The organism is Xanthomonas sp. NCPPB 2922, assembly GCF_041520885.1.
Classification (GTDB): Bacteria; Pseudomonadota; Gammaproteobacteria; order Xanthomonadales; family Xanthomonadaceae; genus Xanthomonas; species Xanthomonas campestris.
Window position 1 is genome coordinate 17957 of the sequence record NZ_JBGOFY010000003.1, and the last position, 18146, is coordinate 36102.

General features: G+C 65.3%; 13 protein-coding genes, 1 other RNA gene and 1 pseudogene. 10 read left to right on the top strand and 5 right to left on the bottom strand.

Annotated elements, in window-relative coordinates:
* Positions 1-5 precede the first annotated feature (5 nt).
* Positions 6-1037 carry a cupin-like domain-containing protein gene (locus tag ACD584_RS04815; protein WP_076036611.1) on the top strand — a complete coding sequence of 344 codons (1032 nt, stop codon included), beginning with the start codon at positions 6-8 and terminating at the stop codon, positions 1035-1037.
* Positions 1038-1074: 37 nt separating this feature from the next.
* Positions 1075-2571, top strand: coding sequence for a tryptophan halogenase family protein (locus tag ACD584_RS04820; RefSeq protein ID WP_076036612.1), 1497 nt, complete (start codon positions 1075-1077; stop codon positions 2569-2571).
* A gap of 668 nt (positions 2572-3239) precedes the next feature.
* Here ACD584_RS04820 and ACD584_RS04825 read toward each other — a convergent pair.
* Entirely contained in the window at positions 3240-3572 is a 333-nt protein-coding gene (locus tag ACD584_RS04825) for a hypothetical protein (protein ID WP_225042213.1), read from the bottom strand.
* A 325-nt stretch (positions 3573-3897) separates the two neighbouring features.
* Here ACD584_RS04825 and ACD584_RS04830 point away from each other — a divergent pair.
* Positions 3898-4107: pseudogene (locus ACD584_RS04830) on the top strand (KGG domain-containing protein); the annotation flags it as partial.
* 201 nt (positions 4108-4308) lie between these two features.
* Here ACD584_RS04830 and ACD584_RS04835 read toward each other — a convergent pair.
* Entirely contained in the window at positions 4309-4569 is a 261-nt protein-coding gene (locus tag ACD584_RS04835; protein WP_228437973.1) for a hypothetical protein, read from the bottom strand.
* 253 nt (positions 4570-4822) lie between these two features.
* Here ACD584_RS04835 and ACD584_RS04840 point away from each other — a divergent pair, with 253 nt between their 5' ends.
* A complete protein-coding gene (locus ACD584_RS04840; protein WP_076036615.1) occupies positions 4823-5854 on the top strand; it encodes a chemotaxis protein CheB in 1032 nt (343 codons plus the stop codon).
* 177 nt (positions 5855-6031) lie between these two features.
* Here ACD584_RS04840 and ACD584_RS04845 read toward each other — a convergent pair whose 3' ends face one another.
* Positions 6032-7429, bottom strand: a complete 1398-nt coding sequence (locus ACD584_RS04845) for a serine protease (protein WP_116923775.1) — start codon at positions 7427-7429, stop codon at positions 6032-6034.
* 499 nt (positions 7430-7928) lie between these two features.
* On the bottom strand, positions 7929-9308 hold the full coding sequence (locus ACD584_RS04850; RefSeq protein ID WP_070690279.1) for an APC family permease: 1380 nt from the start codon (positions 9306-9308) through the stop codon (positions 7929-7931).
* Between the two features lie 191 nt (positions 9309-9499).
* Here ACD584_RS04850 and ACD584_RS04855 point away from each other — a divergent pair, with 191 nt between their 5' ends.
* Together ACD584_RS04855 and ACD584_RS04860 are read left to right on the top strand one after the other, a co-directional pair.
* Positions 9500-10264: a LuxR family transcriptional regulator gene (locus ACD584_RS04855; RefSeq protein WP_014508487.1), complete on the top strand. Its 765-nt coding sequence runs from the start codon at positions 9500-9502 to the stop codon at positions 10262-10264.
* A 439-nt stretch (positions 10265-10703) separates the two neighbouring features.
* A complete protein-coding gene (locus tag ACD584_RS04860; RefSeq protein WP_076036617.1) occupies positions 10704-11645 on the top strand; it encodes a proline iminopeptidase-family hydrolase in 942 nt (313 codons plus the stop codon).
* Between the two features lie 96 nt (positions 11646-11741).
* On the opposite strand, the gene ACD584_RS04865 is transcribed toward ACD584_RS04860, so the two are convergent.
* Positions 11742-11816: non-coding RNA, sX9 sRNA (locus tag ACD584_RS04865), on the bottom strand.
* Between the two features lie 570 nt (positions 11817-12386).
* On the opposite strand from ACD584_RS04865, the gene ACD584_RS04870 reads away from it, so the two are divergent.
* The 4 genes from ACD584_RS04870 to cydB all read left to right on the top strand — a co-directional run bounded on the left by ACD584_RS04870 (position 12387) and on the right by cydB (position 18053).
* Positions 12387-13457, top strand: coding sequence for a polysaccharide lyase family 1 protein (locus ACD584_RS04870; protein ID WP_076037814.1), 1071 nt, complete (start codon positions 12387-12389; stop codon positions 13455-13457).
* Between the two features lie 434 nt (positions 13458-13891).
* On the top strand, positions 13892-15277 hold the full coding sequence (locus ACD584_RS04875) for an amino acid permease (protein WP_014508483.1): 1386 nt from the start codon (positions 13892-13894) through the stop codon (positions 15275-15277).
* A gap of 362 nt (positions 15278-15639) precedes the next feature.
* Positions 15640-17037, top strand: coding sequence for a cytochrome ubiquinol oxidase subunit I (locus ACD584_RS04880; RefSeq protein WP_076036618.1), 1398 nt, complete (start codon positions 15640-15642; stop codon positions 17035-17037).
* Positions 17037-18053 carry a cytochrome d ubiquinol oxidase subunit II gene (gene cydB / locus ACD584_RS04885; RefSeq protein ID WP_011269599.1) on the top strand — a complete coding sequence of 339 codons (1017 nt, stop codon included), beginning with the start codon at positions 17037-17039 and terminating at the stop codon, positions 18051-18053. Before ACD584_RS04880 ends, cydB begins: the two co-directional genes overlap by 1 nt.
* Positions 18054-18146: the final 93 nt, after the last annotated feature.

Here is an 18146-nt window from a genome sequence, read left to right on the forward strand (position 1 = left end):
CGCAGATGACCACGCCGTTCGACGCCATGGCACCAATTGCCGAGCGCAGCGATTGCACGGCCGATGCGCTGCCGCTGGCCGCGCTCTGTGCCGCAGCGCAGCCGGTGGTGTTGCGCGGGGTGGCACGCGACTGGCAGCTGGTGCAGGCCGGCCAGCGTGGCGATGCCGAGGCAATGGCTGTGTTGCGCAGGTTCGACCGTGCGCAGCCGCTGCAATATTCGTATGGCGGCCCGGAGATTGCCGGGCGCCCGTTCTACACCGATGACGTCACCGACCTCAACTTCGAAGTGCGCCGTGGCAGCTTGAGCAGTGTGCTGGAGGCGATTGAAGCGCATCGCAACGATGCGCAGCCGCCCACCTATTACCTGGCCTCGCTGCCGGTCGATGACTACCTGCCCGGGCTGCGTGCGGGCAACGACCTGGACATGCGCGCCAGCGGCAGCAACGTGCAGCCGAGCATCTGGATCGGCAACCGCGTGGTCGCCTCGTGCCATTACGACGTGCCGAATAATCTCGCCTGCTGCGCGGTGGGGCAGCGGCGCTTCACGCTGTTTCCGCCAGAGCAGATTGCCAACCTGTATCCCGGGCCGTTGGAGCCGACGCCGGGCGGGCAGGTGGTGAGCATGGTGGACCTGGCCGCGCCCGATCTGCAGCGCTATCCGCGCTTTGCGCAGGCGTTGCCGCATGCGCGTACCGCCGTGTTGCAGCCGGGCGATGCGGTGTTCATTCCCAGCATGTGGTGGCACCACGTGATGGCGCTGCAGCCCTTCAACGTGCTGATCAATTACTGGTGGGGCAGCATGCCCGCGCACGTGCCCGCACCGATGCCGGCGCTGTATCACGCGCTGTGGGCCATTCGCGACCGGCCCGCCGCGGAAAAAGCCGCCTGGCGCGCAGTGTTCGATTACTACGTATTCGGTCCAGCCGAGCAGGCTGGCGCACATCTGCCCGAGGCCGCGCGGCAGGTGCTGGGCACCATCGACCCGGCGCTCGCGCGGCAACTGCGCGCACTGCTGATCGCCCGGCTCAATCGCTGATCAGGTTCACTTTTCCCCCTTCTTCGAGGAACGCGCAGTGACGCAGGCACGCATTCGCAAGGTTGTCATTGCCGGCGGTGGCACCGCCGGGTGGGTTGCCGCCGCCGCGCTGGCGCATCAGTTTCGCGGGCTGCTGGAGATCGTGCTGGTGGAATCCGAGCAGATCGGCACGATTGGCGTGGGCGAATCCACCGTGCCGCCGATCCGCGCGTTTCATCGCTTCCTGCAGATCGACGAGCAGGAATTCCTGCGTGCGGTAGCCGGCACCTTCAAGCTGGCCATCTCTTTTGAAGGCTGGCAAGGCCAGGGTGATCGCTACATCCACCCGTTTGGAAGTACCGGGCAGGGCACGCTGGTGTGCGCGTTCCACCACTTTTGGCTGGAGGCGCAGCGGCGTGGCATGCACAGCGGCTTCGACGAATACTGCCTGGAAGCGCAGGCCGCGCGTGCGGACCGCTTCGCGGTGCTGCAGCAGCCCGCAGTGAACTATGCCTACCATCTGGATGCCGGCCTGTACGCGCGCTTCCTGCGCACCCACGCGCAGCGCTATGGTGCCACCCGCATCGAGGGCAAGATCCAGCAGGTGCGCCAACATGCCGACAGTGGCTTCGTCGAGGCGCTAGTGCTGGAAGACGGGCAGGTGGTCGAGGGCGACCTGTTCATCGATTGCACCGGTTTTCGCGGGCTGCTGATCGAGCAGACCCTGCACACCGGCTATGAAGACTGGAGCCATTGGCTGCCCTGCGACCGTGCAGTTGCGGTGCAGACCGAATCGGTGGAGCCGCCGGTGCCGTATACACGCGCCATTGCGCATGCGGCCGGCTGGCGCTGGCAGATTCCGCTGCAGCATCGCGTGGGCAACGGGCTGGTCTACGAACGGGCGCATCTCTCCGACGATGAAGCCAGCGCCATGCTGTTGGCAGCGGTGCAAGGCACGCCACGGCGCGACCCGATGCTGGTGCCGTTCGTCACCGGCCGCCGGCTGCAGACCTGGAACAAGAACGTGGTGGCGCTGGGCCTGGCGAGCGGTTTCGTGGAGCCACTGGAATCCACCAGCATCCATCTGGCGATCGTGGCGGTGATGCGCCTGATCACGCTGTTCCCCGCCGATGGCATCGCGCAATCGCAGGTGGACCTGTTCAACCGCATCAGCCGCGCCGAAGCCGAGCACGTGCGCGATTTCGTGATCCTGCATTACCACGCCACCCAGCGCCAGGAGGCGCTGTGGCGGCAATGCCGCGCGATGGAATTGCCGGAGTCGCTGCAGCTGCGCCTGCGTGCATGGCGCGAGGGCGCGCACGCCTGGCAGGATGGCGACGAACTGTTCCGTGTCGATTCCTGGACGCATGTGCTGATGGGGCAGGGCATCGCGCCCGCGCAGCATCATCCGTTGACGCGCGCCTTGCCCGACCAGCATCTGCAGCAGTTGCTGGATGGCATCCGCCAGCCACTGCAGCACGTCGTGACACAGCTGCCGACCCAGCAGGCGTTTATCGACAGCTACTGCAAGGTGGATCAAAGCACCTGGGGCTAAACGGACAGCAGGGTCGTTACGCTGTAAAGCCGTCACGCAGCGGTGCGGCCCGCCAGCGCCGCTGTCGCTGTTTCGGTTATTCGCTGAGGCAGCGTTGCAGGTCATCGCGTTCAGCGGCCAACCGCGCACCGATGGTGGCGCAAGTCTGGGTGTGGGCAGCGGCTGTCTGGCATGCGGCGTGGACGGTCGCCAGGCGTACGTCCATGACGCGGTCCTGCTCATACACACACGCACTTGCCTCGGCATCCGGGTACAGGTGCGGCGGTACTTCAATCCATCCACGGCCATACCAGGGCGAGAAGCGGACAGACCGCCTCACCTGCGCCTGCGCCACGGTTGCCTGCAAGCGCGGGAACGTGCTCAGCATCGATGCCGGCAGCAGGGCGGGCTCGGTGAGCCTGGGGACTTCGGTGAAGCCGGGGGCAGCAGCTGTAGGTGCACCCGCAGTTCCGTTGCGCTGGTGTCGGTACCGATAGGCCCCTCGCGCACCACGATGCCGGTCACGGCGTAATCGCCGCCGTGCGTAAATAACTGCGGTGCCGCGACATGCAGCAACGCACCCTGGACGGGACGTGCCGGCACAACGCCCGCCGCACGCAGCTGATCAAGCGACTGCAACGGAACGCGCGCCTGCACAGCAAGGTCGCAGTCGCGTCTACTCGGGATGCTCAACGCAGGCGTTGCACAAACTCGCTCAGTGGCGCTGACCGATAGAAGGCCATGCACTGCGCAAAGATCCGGTTGTACGGCCCCAGCCGCTGCTCGTCCTTCATTGGCACCTCGGCGCGGTGGAAGTCGGCCGTCTGTTTTGCGACGAACTCGTGCAAGCGCGCAGTGGCCCCGGCCCGTGCGTTGTCGAGCGCGTAAGTGGTGGTCAGAAACGAGCGGTCGCGCAACTGGTCTTCGGCATATTTGCCTGCGCGTTGGTAATTGGCATCCAGGCACAGCTGCAGGGCATAGGCCTTGACGTCCTCGCTGTTGGCGGGCTTGGCTGCGGCCATGGCCGGCGCAGCGGTTACGCCCAAGACCAGCACCAGCGTGGCAACGGCAGAGGAAGGGGAAGAGTGGCGCATACGCGTCCTTGGCTGAGCGGGGCCAACAGTGTGCATGATCGGCACGCGCACGTGGAGTATGCGCGCCGTTGCACGCAGGTGGCAGGCGATGCCGCAAGCCAACGCCGCGTTAGCACGCCGCGATGGTGCCGCCCGTGCGCGGCAGCCTCGTCTACGTGCTCGTGGCATCGGCTGGACGTGGGTTTAATCGGCCCGGATCAACACTACGCCTACGGTATTTCTGCCGTGTTCCACACAGTTGAGGAGTACACCAATGGCTGATCAAAACACCAGCAACCGTGGTTTCGCATCGATGGACGAAGACAAGCAACGCGAGATTGCGAGCAAGGGCGGCAAGGCCGCACACGCCAGCGGCAATGCACATGAGTTCGACTCCGAAGAAGCCAGGGAAGCCGGTCGCAAGGGCGGTGAATCGGTGAGCCAGGACCGCGAACACATGGCCGACATCGGCCGCAAGGGTGGCGAGAATAGCGGCGGCGGCAACCGCTGAGTCGGCACTGCTGGCGGCGGCACGGGTGCGGCTACCCCGTGCCGCCGATGGGTTAGGACGCGCTGTCTCGGCAGCGCAACCATGCGGAAAAGAAAGCGGGATGTTGTGGGGTGATGGCTGCTTCGGCAGCCGCCGCAGACCGCATTACCCCTCAGTGACGAATCGCGCCGCGCTTCAGCGCTGCACGATGACCGGTACCGCGTAACGCAGCATGCCAGGGCGATAGGTGCGCGTGCCAAGCGTGCGTAATGCCATGATTTCGCTGCAAAGCACGGTACGTACTTCGCGCGCGGTCATGCCGCTGATCTCCAGCGTGCTGATCAAGGTGGCGAAGCCGTCCCAGAAGGCGCTTTCGTTTGCACGATGCAGCTCGCTCAAACGCCAGAGCTCGGCAAGCGCGTGCGCCAGGTCGCGGCATCCCGTTGTGTCCGTCATGCCGGCTCTCGCGCGGAATGGAGCGCTGAGCCTAGCACCACCGCGGATCGGCGCCGATACCGAAGGGCGCCTGCAGGCGTGCCATCACGCATTCAGATGCCAAGTGTGTGCACCGTGCTGCATGAGGTCGCTGCCCGCGCTCGCTTCACCGATGCGAAGAGACCGTCTTCTTTCGTCGCCGTTTACATGGCTCTACGCGCTGCGCCAACACGGCCCACGCGATGGTGAAACTGGCTCATCACTGGAGTCGCCCATGGTCGACAACGACCTGCACCCCCAGCAGCACCGCGATGTCATCGTGATCGGTGGATCGGCTGGCGCCGGCGAGGCGTTGCGGCGCCTGTTGGGTGCGCTGCCAGCGCAGACGCCTGCCGCCATTCTGGTGGTGCTGCACATGTCGGCGCACGGTCACGGCATCATGCGCACGGTCAGTGCCGGTGCCAACGGCATTACCGTGGTCGAGGCCGCCGATGGCATGCGCATCGAACCGCACATGCTCTATGTCGCGGTGGCCGACCGTCACCTGATGGTGGCCGACGGGCGAATCGTGCTGGGCACCGGCCCGCGCGAAAACATGTCGCGGCCTTCGATCGATGCCTTGTTCCGCTCGGCGGCGGTGGCCTTCGGGCCCAGAACGGTGGGGGTGCTGCTATCGGGGATGCTCAACGATGGCACCGCAGGTCTTGACGCGATTCACGCCTGCGGGGGCACGGTGCTGGTGCAGGATCCTGGCGAGGCGGTGGCCAGCGACATGCCGCTGAGTGCACTGCAGCGGGTGCCCGCCGATGCCGTTCGCAGCAGCGCCGAGTTGGGTGGCCTGATTGCGGAACTGGCGCAGACAGCGGCAGGGCCGGCGCGGGTGATCACCGATGCCTTGCGTCTTGAAGTGGCGATCGCACGCGGTGCATTGACCACGACCGACGACACCGCGCAGATCGCCACGCCGGTTGCGATGAGTTGCCCGGCATGTGGCGGCGTGCTGTCGCAGATATCGCAGAGTTCTGTGCTGCGGTTCCGCTGCCAGGTCGGGCATGCCTACACAGGCGAGAGTCTGCTGTCGGCCACCGAAGGGTCGGTGGACGAGGCCCTGCGCATTGCCTTGCGCATCATCGACGAGCGGGCCACCTTGGTGGCGCGGATGGCCGATTCCAACACCCGTGCGCAACCGAATACCGCAGCGATGTACCGCCATCGCGCGGACGAATACCGCGGTTATGCGGACACCTTGCGCAAGGCGTTGCTGCGCAAATCGCCGCTCGCCGCGGCGGTGGAACCCTCAGAGTGAGCCCGCATGAGCGGTAACAGCTAGCGCCGCGCTGCACGACATGCCTAACAACCACTTGTACATCGCCTGGCAAGACACCGAGCCACGCAAAGGTGCACGCTTCAGACAAACGCGTGCGCGACCACAAGGATCGCGCACGCAGCACTGCTACACAGTCGCTCGACCCTCCATCAGGCCTTACGGGCCCAGGAAGCTGGAGATGGTGGAATACACATCCGAAAACCGCGAGTAATAATCCGGATCGCTCTGCGCGGTGCAGTACGAATACCCACCATACAGGCCGCCCCGCAGCTGGTAGGCGCCACCACTGGCGACGGTGAACAAGGCCGAGCCTGACGAGCCGCCCTCGGTCACACCATCGTTCCAGACCACGCGGTACAGCGGGGTCTTGCCGTCGATGGAGGTGTTCAGCCCGGTGACCGAGCCCAGCGAGTACTTCTTCACGTCGCCAGAGGGGTGATGGATGCCGACGATCGACGTGCCGGTGGCCCCGATGGCCGCGCTATTCCACGCCGCGTAGAACGCGCCGCTGGGCGGTGCGGTCTTGAGCTCCAGCAATGCAGTGTCACGCGTGGTGTTGGCATGGCGCAGGAACGCACCGCCGGTCAACGTGGTGGCCTGCGCACTGACGGTATTGCCGTTGCAACTGGCCGCATCGTAGAACCAATAGGTCTGCAGCGAATTGGCCACCGTTTGCGTGCTGATGCAGTGTGCGGCGGTCCAAAACAGATTGCGCTTGGGCGTGTTGGTGTTGTTGAGCAAGGTACCCGTGCACAGGAACGAGCCCTGGCTGGTGGTGAACACCATGCGCGCCACGGCCTTGGACGCACTGGTGAAACCAGCGGTGGGGTTGGCGCGGCAAACGACGTCGTTCTGGCAGGAATCGCTCTCGCCAATGGCAATGGTCATCATGTCGCGCGGGCTGGCGGTGGGGCTGATGTCCAGGTGCGACAACTGCGGCACCGACAGGCTGAAGTTCTGCGGGTATTGCCCAGCCGGCAGCGACAGCTCGACCAGCAAGGTGTCGCCGTTGACCGTCGGCGACCAGCCGATGTCATTGCCGCTGGTGCTGAAGCTGGTACCGGATTGCTCGAACACGCGACCATCGTCGCCGGCAAAACGCAGCGTCACCTTGGACGGATCGCCCGGCGTTGCGCCGGCCCCCCGCAGCACCAGCGAGGCGCGCAATGCAGCGGCCTGCGCAGAGCTGAGCGTCAGCGTTGCCACGCGGCCGCCATCGCTGGTCATCTGCCAATCCAGCTTGGACAGGTTGACCAGTGGTTGCGTCACCGCGCGCGAGAAACCGATCTGCAACGGCAGCCCGTGCTTGACCTGCGCAATGCGACGCTCGCGCACGCGTGCCAGTTCGCTGCTGCCGGGTGCAGCCAATTGCGCAACACGGGTTGGCAGCACGCCACCACGCAGGCTGGCCGACTGCAGCTGTGCGGCACCCAACTTGGCGGCTTGCGGCGCCGTGGTCACCGGCGCGGCGTCCATTTCGGTCGGCGGCGCTGCCAGCGCCGTGCCGGAAAGTGCGGAGAACAACGCGAGATACAACGCATTCTTGCGATTCATGGATAGTCCTTCTCGTCAGGGAACGCTGGGCAACGGCGGGGGCCGTGGTCCGCGTGCGCCATCGATGGCGCGTCACGAGACTAGCGAAAGTTCAATGCTGAATATGTGCTTAAAATCTCTTTCATGAAGTGACTTTCACGAAAATGTGCGATCTGGCGCGTTGTATCGATGGTTGCCGCTTCAAACGGCAGTCCTTACCGGTGCTCGGTTGAATGCTTGAGCGCAGCGCGGCACGCGAACGCATGCAATTGCGCGACGCAACATTGAGTGTCGCCATGCTGCGCGACGGCGTAGCGGCATCTGCAGGCGGTGGCGCGCGCAGCACTGAGCAGCACGCATGACATCATCTGTACGCATTGCGTGCGGCATCCGCATGGAGACGCATGGCGCAGTCCATGCGCTGCATTCAACGTCGAAGATGGCGCGGTAGCTTCGACGTGCGCTCACCGCACGTACGCATGCACGCGCACACACGCAGGCACGCACGCAGCATTGGAATTTACAACGCGTCAGTAGCGCGGAATTCGGTCGAGCGTCCGCTGAACTTGAGGAAGGCCAGTACGGCCAGTCCAACTACCATCCAGGCGCTGCCGCCCAGCTGCGCATGCAGGTCGGCATTGATCAGTACGTAGGCCAGGATCACGATGCCGATCACTGGCACCAGCCCGTGCAGCACCTTGCGGCCATGCGCGCGAAAGTGCCAAAGCACTGCCACATGCAGCAGCACGAAGGCCGTAAGCGCGCCCACATTGCATAGCGAGGACAGCAACGCGATCTGCCCGACGAACACTTCTCCCAGCACCATGCTCAGGGCCGCCACCAGCAGGATCGCCCGCTGCGGCACGCCAGTGCGCGGATGGATATAGCGGAGGAACGCGGGCAATTGGCGGTCGCGTGCCATTGCGAACAGTAGCCGCGAGGTGGCCGCCTGTGCCACCAACGAATTGGCGATCGCCGCACTGATGGCCACCGTCAGCGCAATCACAATCTGCATCCACGGCCCGGCAATCAGCCGCCCGATCTCGAAGAACGCATCGTTGGACGCTTGCGCGTTGGGGTAACGCTGCAAGTGCGGCTGCAGCAACGCCGCCAGCCAGGTCTGCAGCACGAACAGGCCGGCCACCAGCACCAACGCCAACAGCGTCGCGCGTCCGACCACCCGGTTGCCGCCGCGGGTTTCCTCCGACAGCGTGGAGATCGCATCGAAGCCCAGGAACGACACCACCGCCACCGACAGTGCACTGAAAATCAACTGCGGCGAAAACGCCTGCGGGTTGTAGAACGGGCGCAGGGTCCACTGTGCGCCGTTGACGCCGCGCTGGATGGCCAGTGTCGCCAGCACCACGAACAGCGCCAGCACGATGAGCTGCGCATACAGGAAGAAGCGGTTGGCACGCGCAGTGGTCTCGATGCCGCGCAGATTGACCACCGTGTTGAGCACCACGAAGAAGGCGATCCACGCTGGCTGCGGCACCTGTGGCAGCACGTTGTGCATGGCGTTGGCGCCGACCACGTAGAGCAGGGTGGGTACCAGTAAATAGTCCAGCAGGATGGCCCAGCCGGCCAGAAATCCCATGCCGCCGCTCAAACCGCGCCCCACATACGCATACACCGAACCGGCCACCGGAAAGGCCTGCGACATCTGCTGGTAGCTCAGTGCGGTGAACAGCATCGCCACGAAGCCCACCAGATAGGTCAGCGGCACCATTCCCGCGCTGATGTCGAACACCCCGCCGAAAATCGAGAACGGCGCGGTCGGCACCATGAACACCAGGCCATAGATCAGCAAGTCCTTCAGGCTGAGCTGCCGCTTGAGTTCCTGGGCGTAGCCGAAGCGTTCCAGCGTGGCCGCGTCGCTGCGGCCTGGGGTGTCGGTCATGCAGATATCCGCTGAGGGAAGGGCCGGGCGGTGCCTGGCGGCGCTGGCGCGCAGCCAGTGCCGTGGGGGCGGTTGTTGCCCCGGCATTGTGAACATAAAGCGCCCGGCGAGCCCATCCATTGGTAAAAATGCTAGGTTTTCCATGCTGGATGTCATCCAGTGGCAGTCGCCGGCACCGAAGGACATGCACCATGTTTGACACATTGGCCAGCCTGGGCCGCGATCTCCAGGCCCGCGAGACGCTCAATGCCTGCCTGGACCGGGTGTTTCGCGATGTCTGCGCGCTGGGATTCCAGTCGCTGGTGTACGACTACGCCCCGGTGCCGCTCAGCATGGAGGGCGCGTTGATCACCCCGTCGGTGTTCCTGCAGCGCAATGCGCCCGACGACATGCACAACGTCTGGTGCGAACACGGCTATTACCAGAACGACCCGGTGCAGCAGCGCGCCACCCGCCGCACCACGCCGTTCGTATGGTCGTACCGCACCGAAGGCCGCACCGAGGGCGTGGAATACGTGGGCGACCAGCATCGGCAGGTCACCCGCTACCTGTGCGACAGCGATATGGGCACCGGTGTCACCGTGCCGCTGCACCTGCCCGGTGGCGCGTTTGCGACCTTCAGCGCGGCGGTCAATGCCACCCAGGCCGAGGCTCCGCGCCTGGCCGAAGCCCAGCTGCCGCCATTCCTGCTGCTGGCGCACGCCTTTCAGGCACGCGCGCAGGAGCTGCTCGATCCGCAGGAGCGCCGCTGCCACCACATTGCCTTGACCCGCCGCGAGCGCGAATGCCTGCAGTACTCGGCCAAGGGCATGACTGCCAAAAGCATTGCCGCCACGCTCAACCGCTCCACGGCCACCGTGAACCTGCATCTGAATTCGGCGGCCCGCAAACTGGGCGCACGCAATCGCGTGGAAGCGGTGGTACGCGGCATGCATTACCGGCTGCTGGAGTTGTAGGAAGGCTCAGTTGGTCGGGTTTGCCGGCCGCGTCGTTGGCGCGGGCGTGGTTGTTCATGTTCGGGGAGCGCTGGCAGACCGGTGTTCGCATGCCGGCCTCAGGGCACCTCGCACACACGACAGTGTCGCAATTCGCGCGTTTCGCAATTGCCGACCGGTGTCATCGCACTTAACGTGGATGCTGACGGCACGCGGTCTCGATCGTCAGATTGAACGAGTCGTGGTGTCCACGATTGGCGCAGGCAATCAGCGCAACTGGCCAAGCACGCATCAAGCTGTTTAGCCCAGGCACCAAGGGCGCGGGCATTCGCAGCGCAGACGGCATCCGCGGATCTGTTATGCCTCAAGATGCATGGCTAACCTGGCAAATTTGCCAGTTATCCCGACCCGCTGCGCTGGGTAGGCTCGCCGCTCTCATTGCCGTAAGTGGGCGCAGGTCATGCAGTGCACCGAGGGTTTCGTCGAATTTCGCGGCTATCGCACCTGGTACCGCATCACCGGCGACCTGCACAGCGATGCGTGCCCGCTGATCGTGCTGCATGGCGGTCCGGGCTGCACGCACGACTACGTCGACAGCTTTACCGATCTGGCCGGCAGCGGCCGCGCGGTCATTCACTACGACCAATTGGGCAACGGGCATTCCACCCATCTGCCTAATGCCGACCCCAGCTTCTGGACGGTGGGCCTGTTCCTGGATGAGCTGCACGCGCTGATCAGCCATCTCGGGCTGGCCCAGTACGCGCTGCTGGGCCAGTCGTGGGGCGGCATGCTGGCCGCCGAACACGCGGTGCGCCGCCCTGCCGGACTGCGCGCACTGGTCATCGCCAACTCGCCCGCGTCGATGGGCTTGTGGCGGGCCGCCGCGCTGCGCCTGCGCGCACGCCTGCCCGAGCCCGTACAGGCCGCCCTGGACGAACACGAAGCCGCCGGCACCCTGGATTCGCCCGCCTACCGCGCCGCCACGCAGGCGTTCTACGCGCAGCACGTGTGCCGGGTGCTGCCCTGGCCTGCGGAGGTGGCGCGCACCTTTGCCGCGATCGATGCCGATCCCACCGTCTACCACGCGATGAACGGCCCGACCGAATTCCACGTGGTGGGCAGCCTGCGCAACTGGAGCATCATCGAACGCTTGCACCGCATCACCGCGCCGACGCTGGTGCTGTCCGGCAAATACGATGAAGCCACGCCGGAAACCGTGGAGCCTTACGCACGGTTGATTCCCGATGCGCGCTGGCATGTCTTCCCCAACTCCAGCCACATGCCGCATGTGGAAGAGCGCGAGCCCTGCATGCGCCTGGTCGGCAACTTCCTCGACGACCACAGCCCTTGGCCAGGCGGGCAACTGACCCGCACCTCGGCGCTGGCCAATCGCACCGTCTGAGCGGGTGTAACGCTGCAGGGCCGCGGGTTGCTGGCCTTGGTAGACATGCCGACGACCGCGCGGTTCCGCAGACGGGCGCGCTTGAGCACTTTGGGCGGCTAACAAAACGTAGCGAGCAGTCATCAGGTGGGTGCGGACGGCGCGAAGGAACCGGAGTGTGTGGAGATACATGCCGATTTCGAGCACCGGCCGCGCCCGCGTGGCGGCTGCGCAGTCGTTTTGATAGCCGCTCTTAGTCGGACGCCATCAGGTGCCGAGCCACACCAGCCTCGCGCGCGCGTGGCAGCGTGTTCATGGCCACGCACACGACATCGGAATGATGGGCAGCTCTGCCTTGGTTCCTCCCTGCACGTTGCGGCATCGAGCCATGTGCGCCTTCGACCCGTCTTGATCGCCGCCTCCCGGCCGGCCAAGCCCACACCGTCGTGCCGAGCATGCGTACATCATCGTGCTGCGGCCTTGTCTGGTAGTGCTGCGCACTACGTTGCGCTGCATCCCCCACAACTGTGCGGAGCATTTGCCGCCGCGCTCGATAGCACCACGCGATGCGCGCGATTGCGCCACTCGTGCATGCTCAGCCGTAGTTGCTTTCGCTTGGCCGACTCAGCCGATCATCGCGTGCGCAGCATTGACCCATGCGCCATCCGTAAGACTCTGGGCGATCGCGCTGCTGCTGCAGGCGCGCATCTGCAACCTGTATCGATAACCGGTTTGGAAGAGCTTGCAAACACGACACGATGGATCCCCAGCGGCGATGCACGCGCGCTTCAGGGCGCACTCGCGCTTGCACTGTCCGCTTGCGCTGCGGGCGCGATCGCAGGTCCGGTCGGCTACGGTGCCGCCACCACCGGCGGCGGCAACAAGGTTCCGGTGAATGTGGCCACGTTCGAGGCGATGCAGTCGGCCATCGACAGCTACTCCGGCAGCGGCGGCCTGGTGCTGAACTACACCGGCAAGTTCGACTTCGGCACCATCAAGGATGTCTGCGCGCAGTGGAAGCTGCCCGCCAAGACCGTGCAGATCAAGAACAAGAGCGATGTCACCATCAAGGGTGCCAACGGTTCGGCTGCCAACTTCGGCATTCGCGTGGTGGGCAATGCGCACAACGTGATCATCCAGAACATGACCATCGGTCTGTTGCAGGGCGGCGAAGATGCCGATTCGATTTCGCTGGAAGGCAACTCCAGTGGCGAGCCATCCAAGATCTGGGTCGACCACAACACAGTGTTCGCCTCGCTCACCAAGTGCTCCGGCGCCGGTGATGCCTCCTTCGATGGCGGCATCGACATGAAGAAGGGCGTGCATCACGTCACCGTGTCCTACAACTACGTCTACAACTACCAGAAGGTGGCGTTGAACGGTTACAGCGACAGCGACTCCAAGAACTCGGCCGCGCGTACCACCTACCACCACAACCGCTTCGAGAACGTGGAATCGCGCGTGCCGCTGCAGCGCCGTGGCTTGAGCCACATCTACAACAACTACTTCAACAACGTCACCACCTCCGGCATCAATGTACGCATGGGCGGCATTGCCAAGATCGAGTCCAATTACTTCGAGAACATCAAGAACCCGGTGACCTCGCGCGACAGCAGCGAGATCGGCTACTGGGACCTGATCAACAACTACGTCGGCAGCGGCATCACCTGGGGCACGCCCGATGGCAGCAAGCCCTACGCCAACGCCACCAACTGGATCAGCACCAAGGTGTTCCCCGAATCGCTGGGCTACATCTACACGGTCACGCCGGCCGCGCAGGTCAAGGCCAAGGTGATCGCCACCGCAGGGGCGGGCAAGAACCTGGCCGAGTGATGGCGTGGCGCCACCCTGTGTGACTGAAACCCCGGCCTTGGCCGGGGTTTCTTTTTGCAAGCGTTTGCCAAGCGAATGGCCCAATACACCCACCGGCATCGCTGGGCCTGCGAGGCGCTAACGGGGGAGCGATGCGGCGTGGGCGATGAGGGGCGAGGACGACGCGCGGTGCTCACCGCATGGCGCGCGGCCTGTTCCGTCGCCGCCTGCCAGGTGCGTGCTTCAGCGTGCCATGCGTGCCCGTGGCGATGTCCGCACGGCTGCAGCAAGGAGCGCACGGGTACGCGGGGCCTGCACGTGCGTGGCCGCCGTTGCACCGCGCACGCCGCGACAGGGCTCGCGGCCGGAGTGCGGTGGCGGTGCCGCCGTCAAGAGGCGCGGCGGAGCGCGCGACGCGGTATCGTGTCGCGTTCCCGTCATCGTCGATCCTGTCCATGCCGCTTCCGACCGATCCTGTTGCTGAGACTGCTTCGTCCGCTGCGCCTGCGCTGCGTCATGCGCTCAAACCCCGGCAATTGATGATGATGGGCCTGGGCACGGCGATCGGCGCAGGCCTGTTCCTGGGGTCGGGGGTCGGCATCCACGCGGCCGGCCCGGCCGTGCTCGTGTCCTATCTGATCGCCGGCGCGCTGGTGATCATCGTGATGAACGCGCTCGGTGAAATGGCCGCGGCCAAGCCGGCCAGCGGCGCGTTTTCGGTCTACGCGGCCGATGCCATGGGACCCACCGCCGGCGCAACCGTCGGCTGGTTATGGTGGCTGCAGATCGTGGTGGTGATCGCCGCCGAAGCAGTGGGCGCGGCAAGCCTGCTGGCCACGGTGTGGCCGGCCTTGCCGGTGCCGATGCTGGCGTCGGTGTTCATGGCCACCTTCACCGTGATCAACCTGCTGGGCGTGCGTAATTTCGGTGAGTTCGAATTCTGGTTCGCCATCCTCAAGGTGGTGGCGATCCTGATCTTCCTGATGATTGGCGGTGCATTGCTGGCCGGGTTACTGCCGGGTGTGGCATCGCCGGGATTGTCCAATTTCACCCAGCACGGCGGGTTCGCGCCCAAGGGCCTGGCCGGCATCGGCACCGCACTGCTGGTGGTGGTGTTCGCCTTCGGCGGTACCGAGATCGTGGCGGTGGCGGCAGCTGAAACCGCCGACCCCGGACGCAGCCTGGCGCGCACCATCCGCACGGTGGCCTGGCGCATCCTGGTGTTCTATATCGGCTCGATCAGCGTCATCGTCGCGGTGGTGCCGTGGACCAGTGATGCACTGAGTTCGCCGTTTGCCGCAGTGCTGGAAGTGGCGCGCATTCCTGGTGCGGCAACCGGCATCACGCTGGTGGCGGTGGTAGCGTTGTTGTCGGCGCTCAATGCCAATCTCTATGGTGCCTCGCGCATGATCTTCTCGCTGGCCCAGCGCGGTGAAGCGCCGCGTTGGCTGGGCAACACCAGCCGCCAGCAGGTGCCGCTGGTAGCGGTGATCGCCAGCGTGTTGTTCGGCTTTGCCGCCGCGGTGCTGGAGTTGCTGTATCCCGGCAAGGTGCTGCCGATGCTGCTGAATATCGTCGGTGCCACCTGTTTGCTGGTGTGGACAATCTCGTTGCTGTCGCAGCTGATCCTGCGTGCACGCGCCGACCGCGCGGGCATCGCCTTGCCGTTCCGCATGCGGGGCTACCCGGTGCTGACGCTGCTGGCGTTGGCGATCCTGGCGGTGATCTTCGTGCTGCTGGCATTTTCGGCAGACACCCGCGCGCAGTTCCTGTCGATGGTGGGGCTCACCGCCGGCATCGCGCTGGTGAGCGAGCTGGCGCGGCGGATGCGCAAGCGCTAGACCGTATTGGCTGACAGGCGGCGCCCACGTGCGCCGCTAGCAGCAGCGTGGCGAACGGCGCTCACGTGGCCGTGTGTGTCGGCAGTCAATGGCAGACGCGTGATACCTGCGCGATAGCGCGATGCCGCGCGTTCGCAATCGCGCGGTACGGCGCCGCAACGCAGCCAGATGCCTTGATTCAACGCAATTGCGACGCGACACGTTGACGCAGTGCGACGCCGTGTCGCATCGGGAACGGGCGCACGCGTCCCTATCATGATCCTGTCGCACGAAGGATCTGCTCGCACATCACAGGGATTCCTCGGCGATCGATCCGCAGCCTGCGCGCTGGCGGTCATCCCCACTTTCCTGGAGCTTTCTCCATGGACGCCCTGCTGTTGTCACGGATCCAGTTCGGGTTCGTCATCGCGTTCCACGTGTTGTTTCCCGCGTTCACCATCGGCTTGTCCAGCCTGTTGGCATTTCTGGAATGGCGCTGGTTGCGCACCCGCCTGCCGGTCTGGCGCGAGCTGTATTTTTTCTGGCAGAAGATCTTCGCCGTGTCCTTTGGCATGGGCGTGGTCAGCGGCATCGTCATGGCCTTCCAGTTCGGTGCGAACTGGCCGGAGCTGAGCCGCATTGCCGGCAGCGTGATCGGCCCGTTGCTCAGCTATGAAGTGCTCACCGCATTCTTTCTGGAAGCCAGCTTCCTGGGCGTGATGATGTTCGGCTGGGGCCGGATTTCCGAGCGCCTGCATTTCTTCGCCACCTGCATGGTGGCGCTGGGCACGCTGTTTTCCACGTTCTGGATCCTGTCGTCCAACAGCTGGCTGCAGACGCCGGCCGGCTACGAGGTGGTCGACGGCATCGTGCATCCGGTGGACTGGCTGAAGATCATCTTCAATCCGTCGTTCCCGTACCGGTTGGCGCACATGGCGCTGGGCTCGTTCATCACCACCTGCTTCGTAGTGGGCGCGGTGGGTGCGTGGTATCTGCATCGTGGCGTGCACCGCGAGGCAGGCCTGCGCATGCTCAAGCTGGCGGTGGCGTTTGCGGCGATCACCGTGCCGCTGCAGATCTTTGTTGGCGACATGCATGGCTTGAACACGCTCGAGCACCAGCCGATGAAGATCGCCGCGGTGGAAGCGCACTGGCACGACGAAGCGCCGGGGGAGGGCTTCCCGCTGGTGGTGTTCGCGGTGCCCAACGCGGCGAAAGAGCGCAACGATTACGAGATCGCCATTCCGCGGCTGGGCAGTCTGATCCTCACCCATCGCCTGGACGGCCGCATCGCGCCGCTGACCACGGTGCCGGCCGCCGATCGCCCGCCCGTGCTGCCGGTGTTCTTCGCGTTCCGCATCATGGTCGGGCTGGGCAGCCTGATGCTGCTGGTGGCCTGGGTGTCGGCGTTTGCCTGGTGGCGCGGCAAGCTCGTGCAGTGGCGCTGGTTGCTGGCCACCTGGCGCTGGATGCTGCCGAGCGGCTTCATCGCGCTGGTGTCGGGCTGGTTCGTGACCGAGATGGGCCGGCAGCCGTACGTGGTGTATGGGTTGCTGCGCACCGCCGATGCGGTGGGCCCGCAGTCGACGTTGATGACCGCCATCTCGCTGGCGGTGTATGTGGCCGGCTACGCTTTCGTGTTTGGCTGGGGCATCTGGTACCTGGTCAAGATCGGCAAGCTCGGGCCCACCCCGCACGATGCGCCGCAACTGGATCACGGCGAACACACGCCCGCAAGGCCGCTGTCGGCCGCCGACGAACCGATCGATGGAGCTGCCTGATGGACATGACGACCTTCCTGCCGGTGGCGTGGTTCGCGGTGATCGGCTTTGGCGTGTTGATGTACGTGGTGCTGGATGGCTTCGTGCTCGGCATCGGCATCCTGGCGCCGTTTCGCAAGGACGAAGCGCAGCTGGACCTGATGATGAACACTGCCGCGCCGATCTGGGACGGCAACGAAACCTGGCTGGTGCTGGGCGGGGCAGGGCTGCTCGCCGCGTTTCCCAAGGCGTATGCGGTGATTCTGTCGGCGCTGTATCTGCCGGTGCTGCTGATGGTGATGGCGCTGGTGTTTCGCGGCGTGGCGTTCGAATTCCGCTTCAAGGCGCATCGCTCGCGGCGGCTGTGGAGTAACGCGTTTGCCGCCGGTTCGATCCTGGCGACCTTTGCGCAGGGCGTGATCCTGGGTGCGTTGGTACAGGGCCTGCCGATCGAGAACGACCGGTACGTCGGCGGCATCTGGGGCTGGTTTAGCCCATTCGCGATGCTCACCGGCGCGGCATTGGTGGCCGGCTATGCACTGCTCGGCAGCACCTGGCTGATCCTCAAGACCGACGGCCACGTGCAGCAACTGGCGCGCCAGCTATCGCGGCCGCTCGCGTTGACGGTGCTGGTGTTCATCGGCCTGGTCAGTGCGTGGCTGCCCTCGCTGCAATCGCACGTGATGGAGCGCTGGTTCGAAGGCGCGCACTACCTGTGGCTGATGCCGATCCCGGTGCTGGTAGCGGTGGTGGGCGTGGCGTTGTGGCGCGCCACCGACGCCGGCCAGCCGGACACGCCGCCGTTCCTGCTGGCGATGGCCTTGTTCGTGCTCGGCTTCCTCGGGCTGGTGCTGGGCATGTGGCCCTACCTGGTGCCGCCGGTCTACACGATCTGGCAGGCCGCCGCGCCACCGTCTTCGCAGCTGTTTGCGCTGGTCGGCCTGGTGCTGCTGCTCCCGCTGATCCTGGGTTACACGGTGTGGTCGTACCGCGTGTTCCGCGGCAAGATCACCGCCGAGACTGGCTATCACCACTGAAGGCTGCGGGCGTGCGCAGCGCAGCGCGCCGTGTGCGCGTACCGTGCTGCGAGCACGAGCAGCGACGGCGCGGCTGCGAGCCTGCAAGGGCAG

Coding starts and splice junctions, on each gene's coding strand:
- ACD584_RS04815 (WP_076036611.1), top strand. CDS start 6: ATGACCACGCCGTTCGACGCCATGGCACCAATTGCCGAGCGCAGCGAT.
- ACD584_RS04825 (WP_225042213.1), bottom strand. CDS start 3,572: ATGGCCGCAGCCAAGCCCGCCAACAGCGAGGACGTCAAGGCCTATGCC.
- ACD584_RS04835 (WP_228437973.1), bottom strand. CDS start 4,569: ATGACGGACACAACGGGATGCCGCGACCTGGCGCACGCGCTTGCCGAG.
- ACD584_RS04840 (WP_076036615.1), top strand. CDS start 4,823: ATGGTCGACAACGACCTGCACCCCCAGCAGCACCGCGATGTCATCGTG.
- ACD584_RS04845 (WP_116923775.1), bottom strand. CDS start 7,429: ATGAATCGCAAGAATGCGTTGTATCTCGCGTTGTTCTCCGCACTTTCC.
- ACD584_RS04850 (WP_070690279.1), bottom strand. CDS start 9,308: ATGACCGACACCCCAGGCCGCAGCGACGCGGCCACGCTGGAACGCTTC.
- ACD584_RS04855 (WP_014508487.1), top strand. CDS start 9,500: ATGTTTGACACATTGGCCAGCCTGGGCCGCGATCTCCAGGCCCGCGAG.
- ACD584_RS04860 (WP_076036617.1), top strand. CDS start 10,704: ATGCAGTGCACCGAGGGTTTCGTCGAATTTCGCGGCTATCGCACCTGG.
- ACD584_RS04875 (WP_014508483.1), top strand. CDS start 13,892: ATGCCGCTTCCGACCGATCCTGTTGCTGAGACTGCTTCGTCCGCTGCG.
- ACD584_RS04880 (WP_076036618.1), top strand. CDS start 15,640: ATGGACGCCCTGCTGTTGTCACGGATCCAGTTCGGGTTCGTCATCGCG.
- cydB (WP_011269599.1), top strand. CDS start 17,037: ATGGACATGACGACCTTCCTGCCGGTGGCGTGGTTCGCGGTGATCGGC.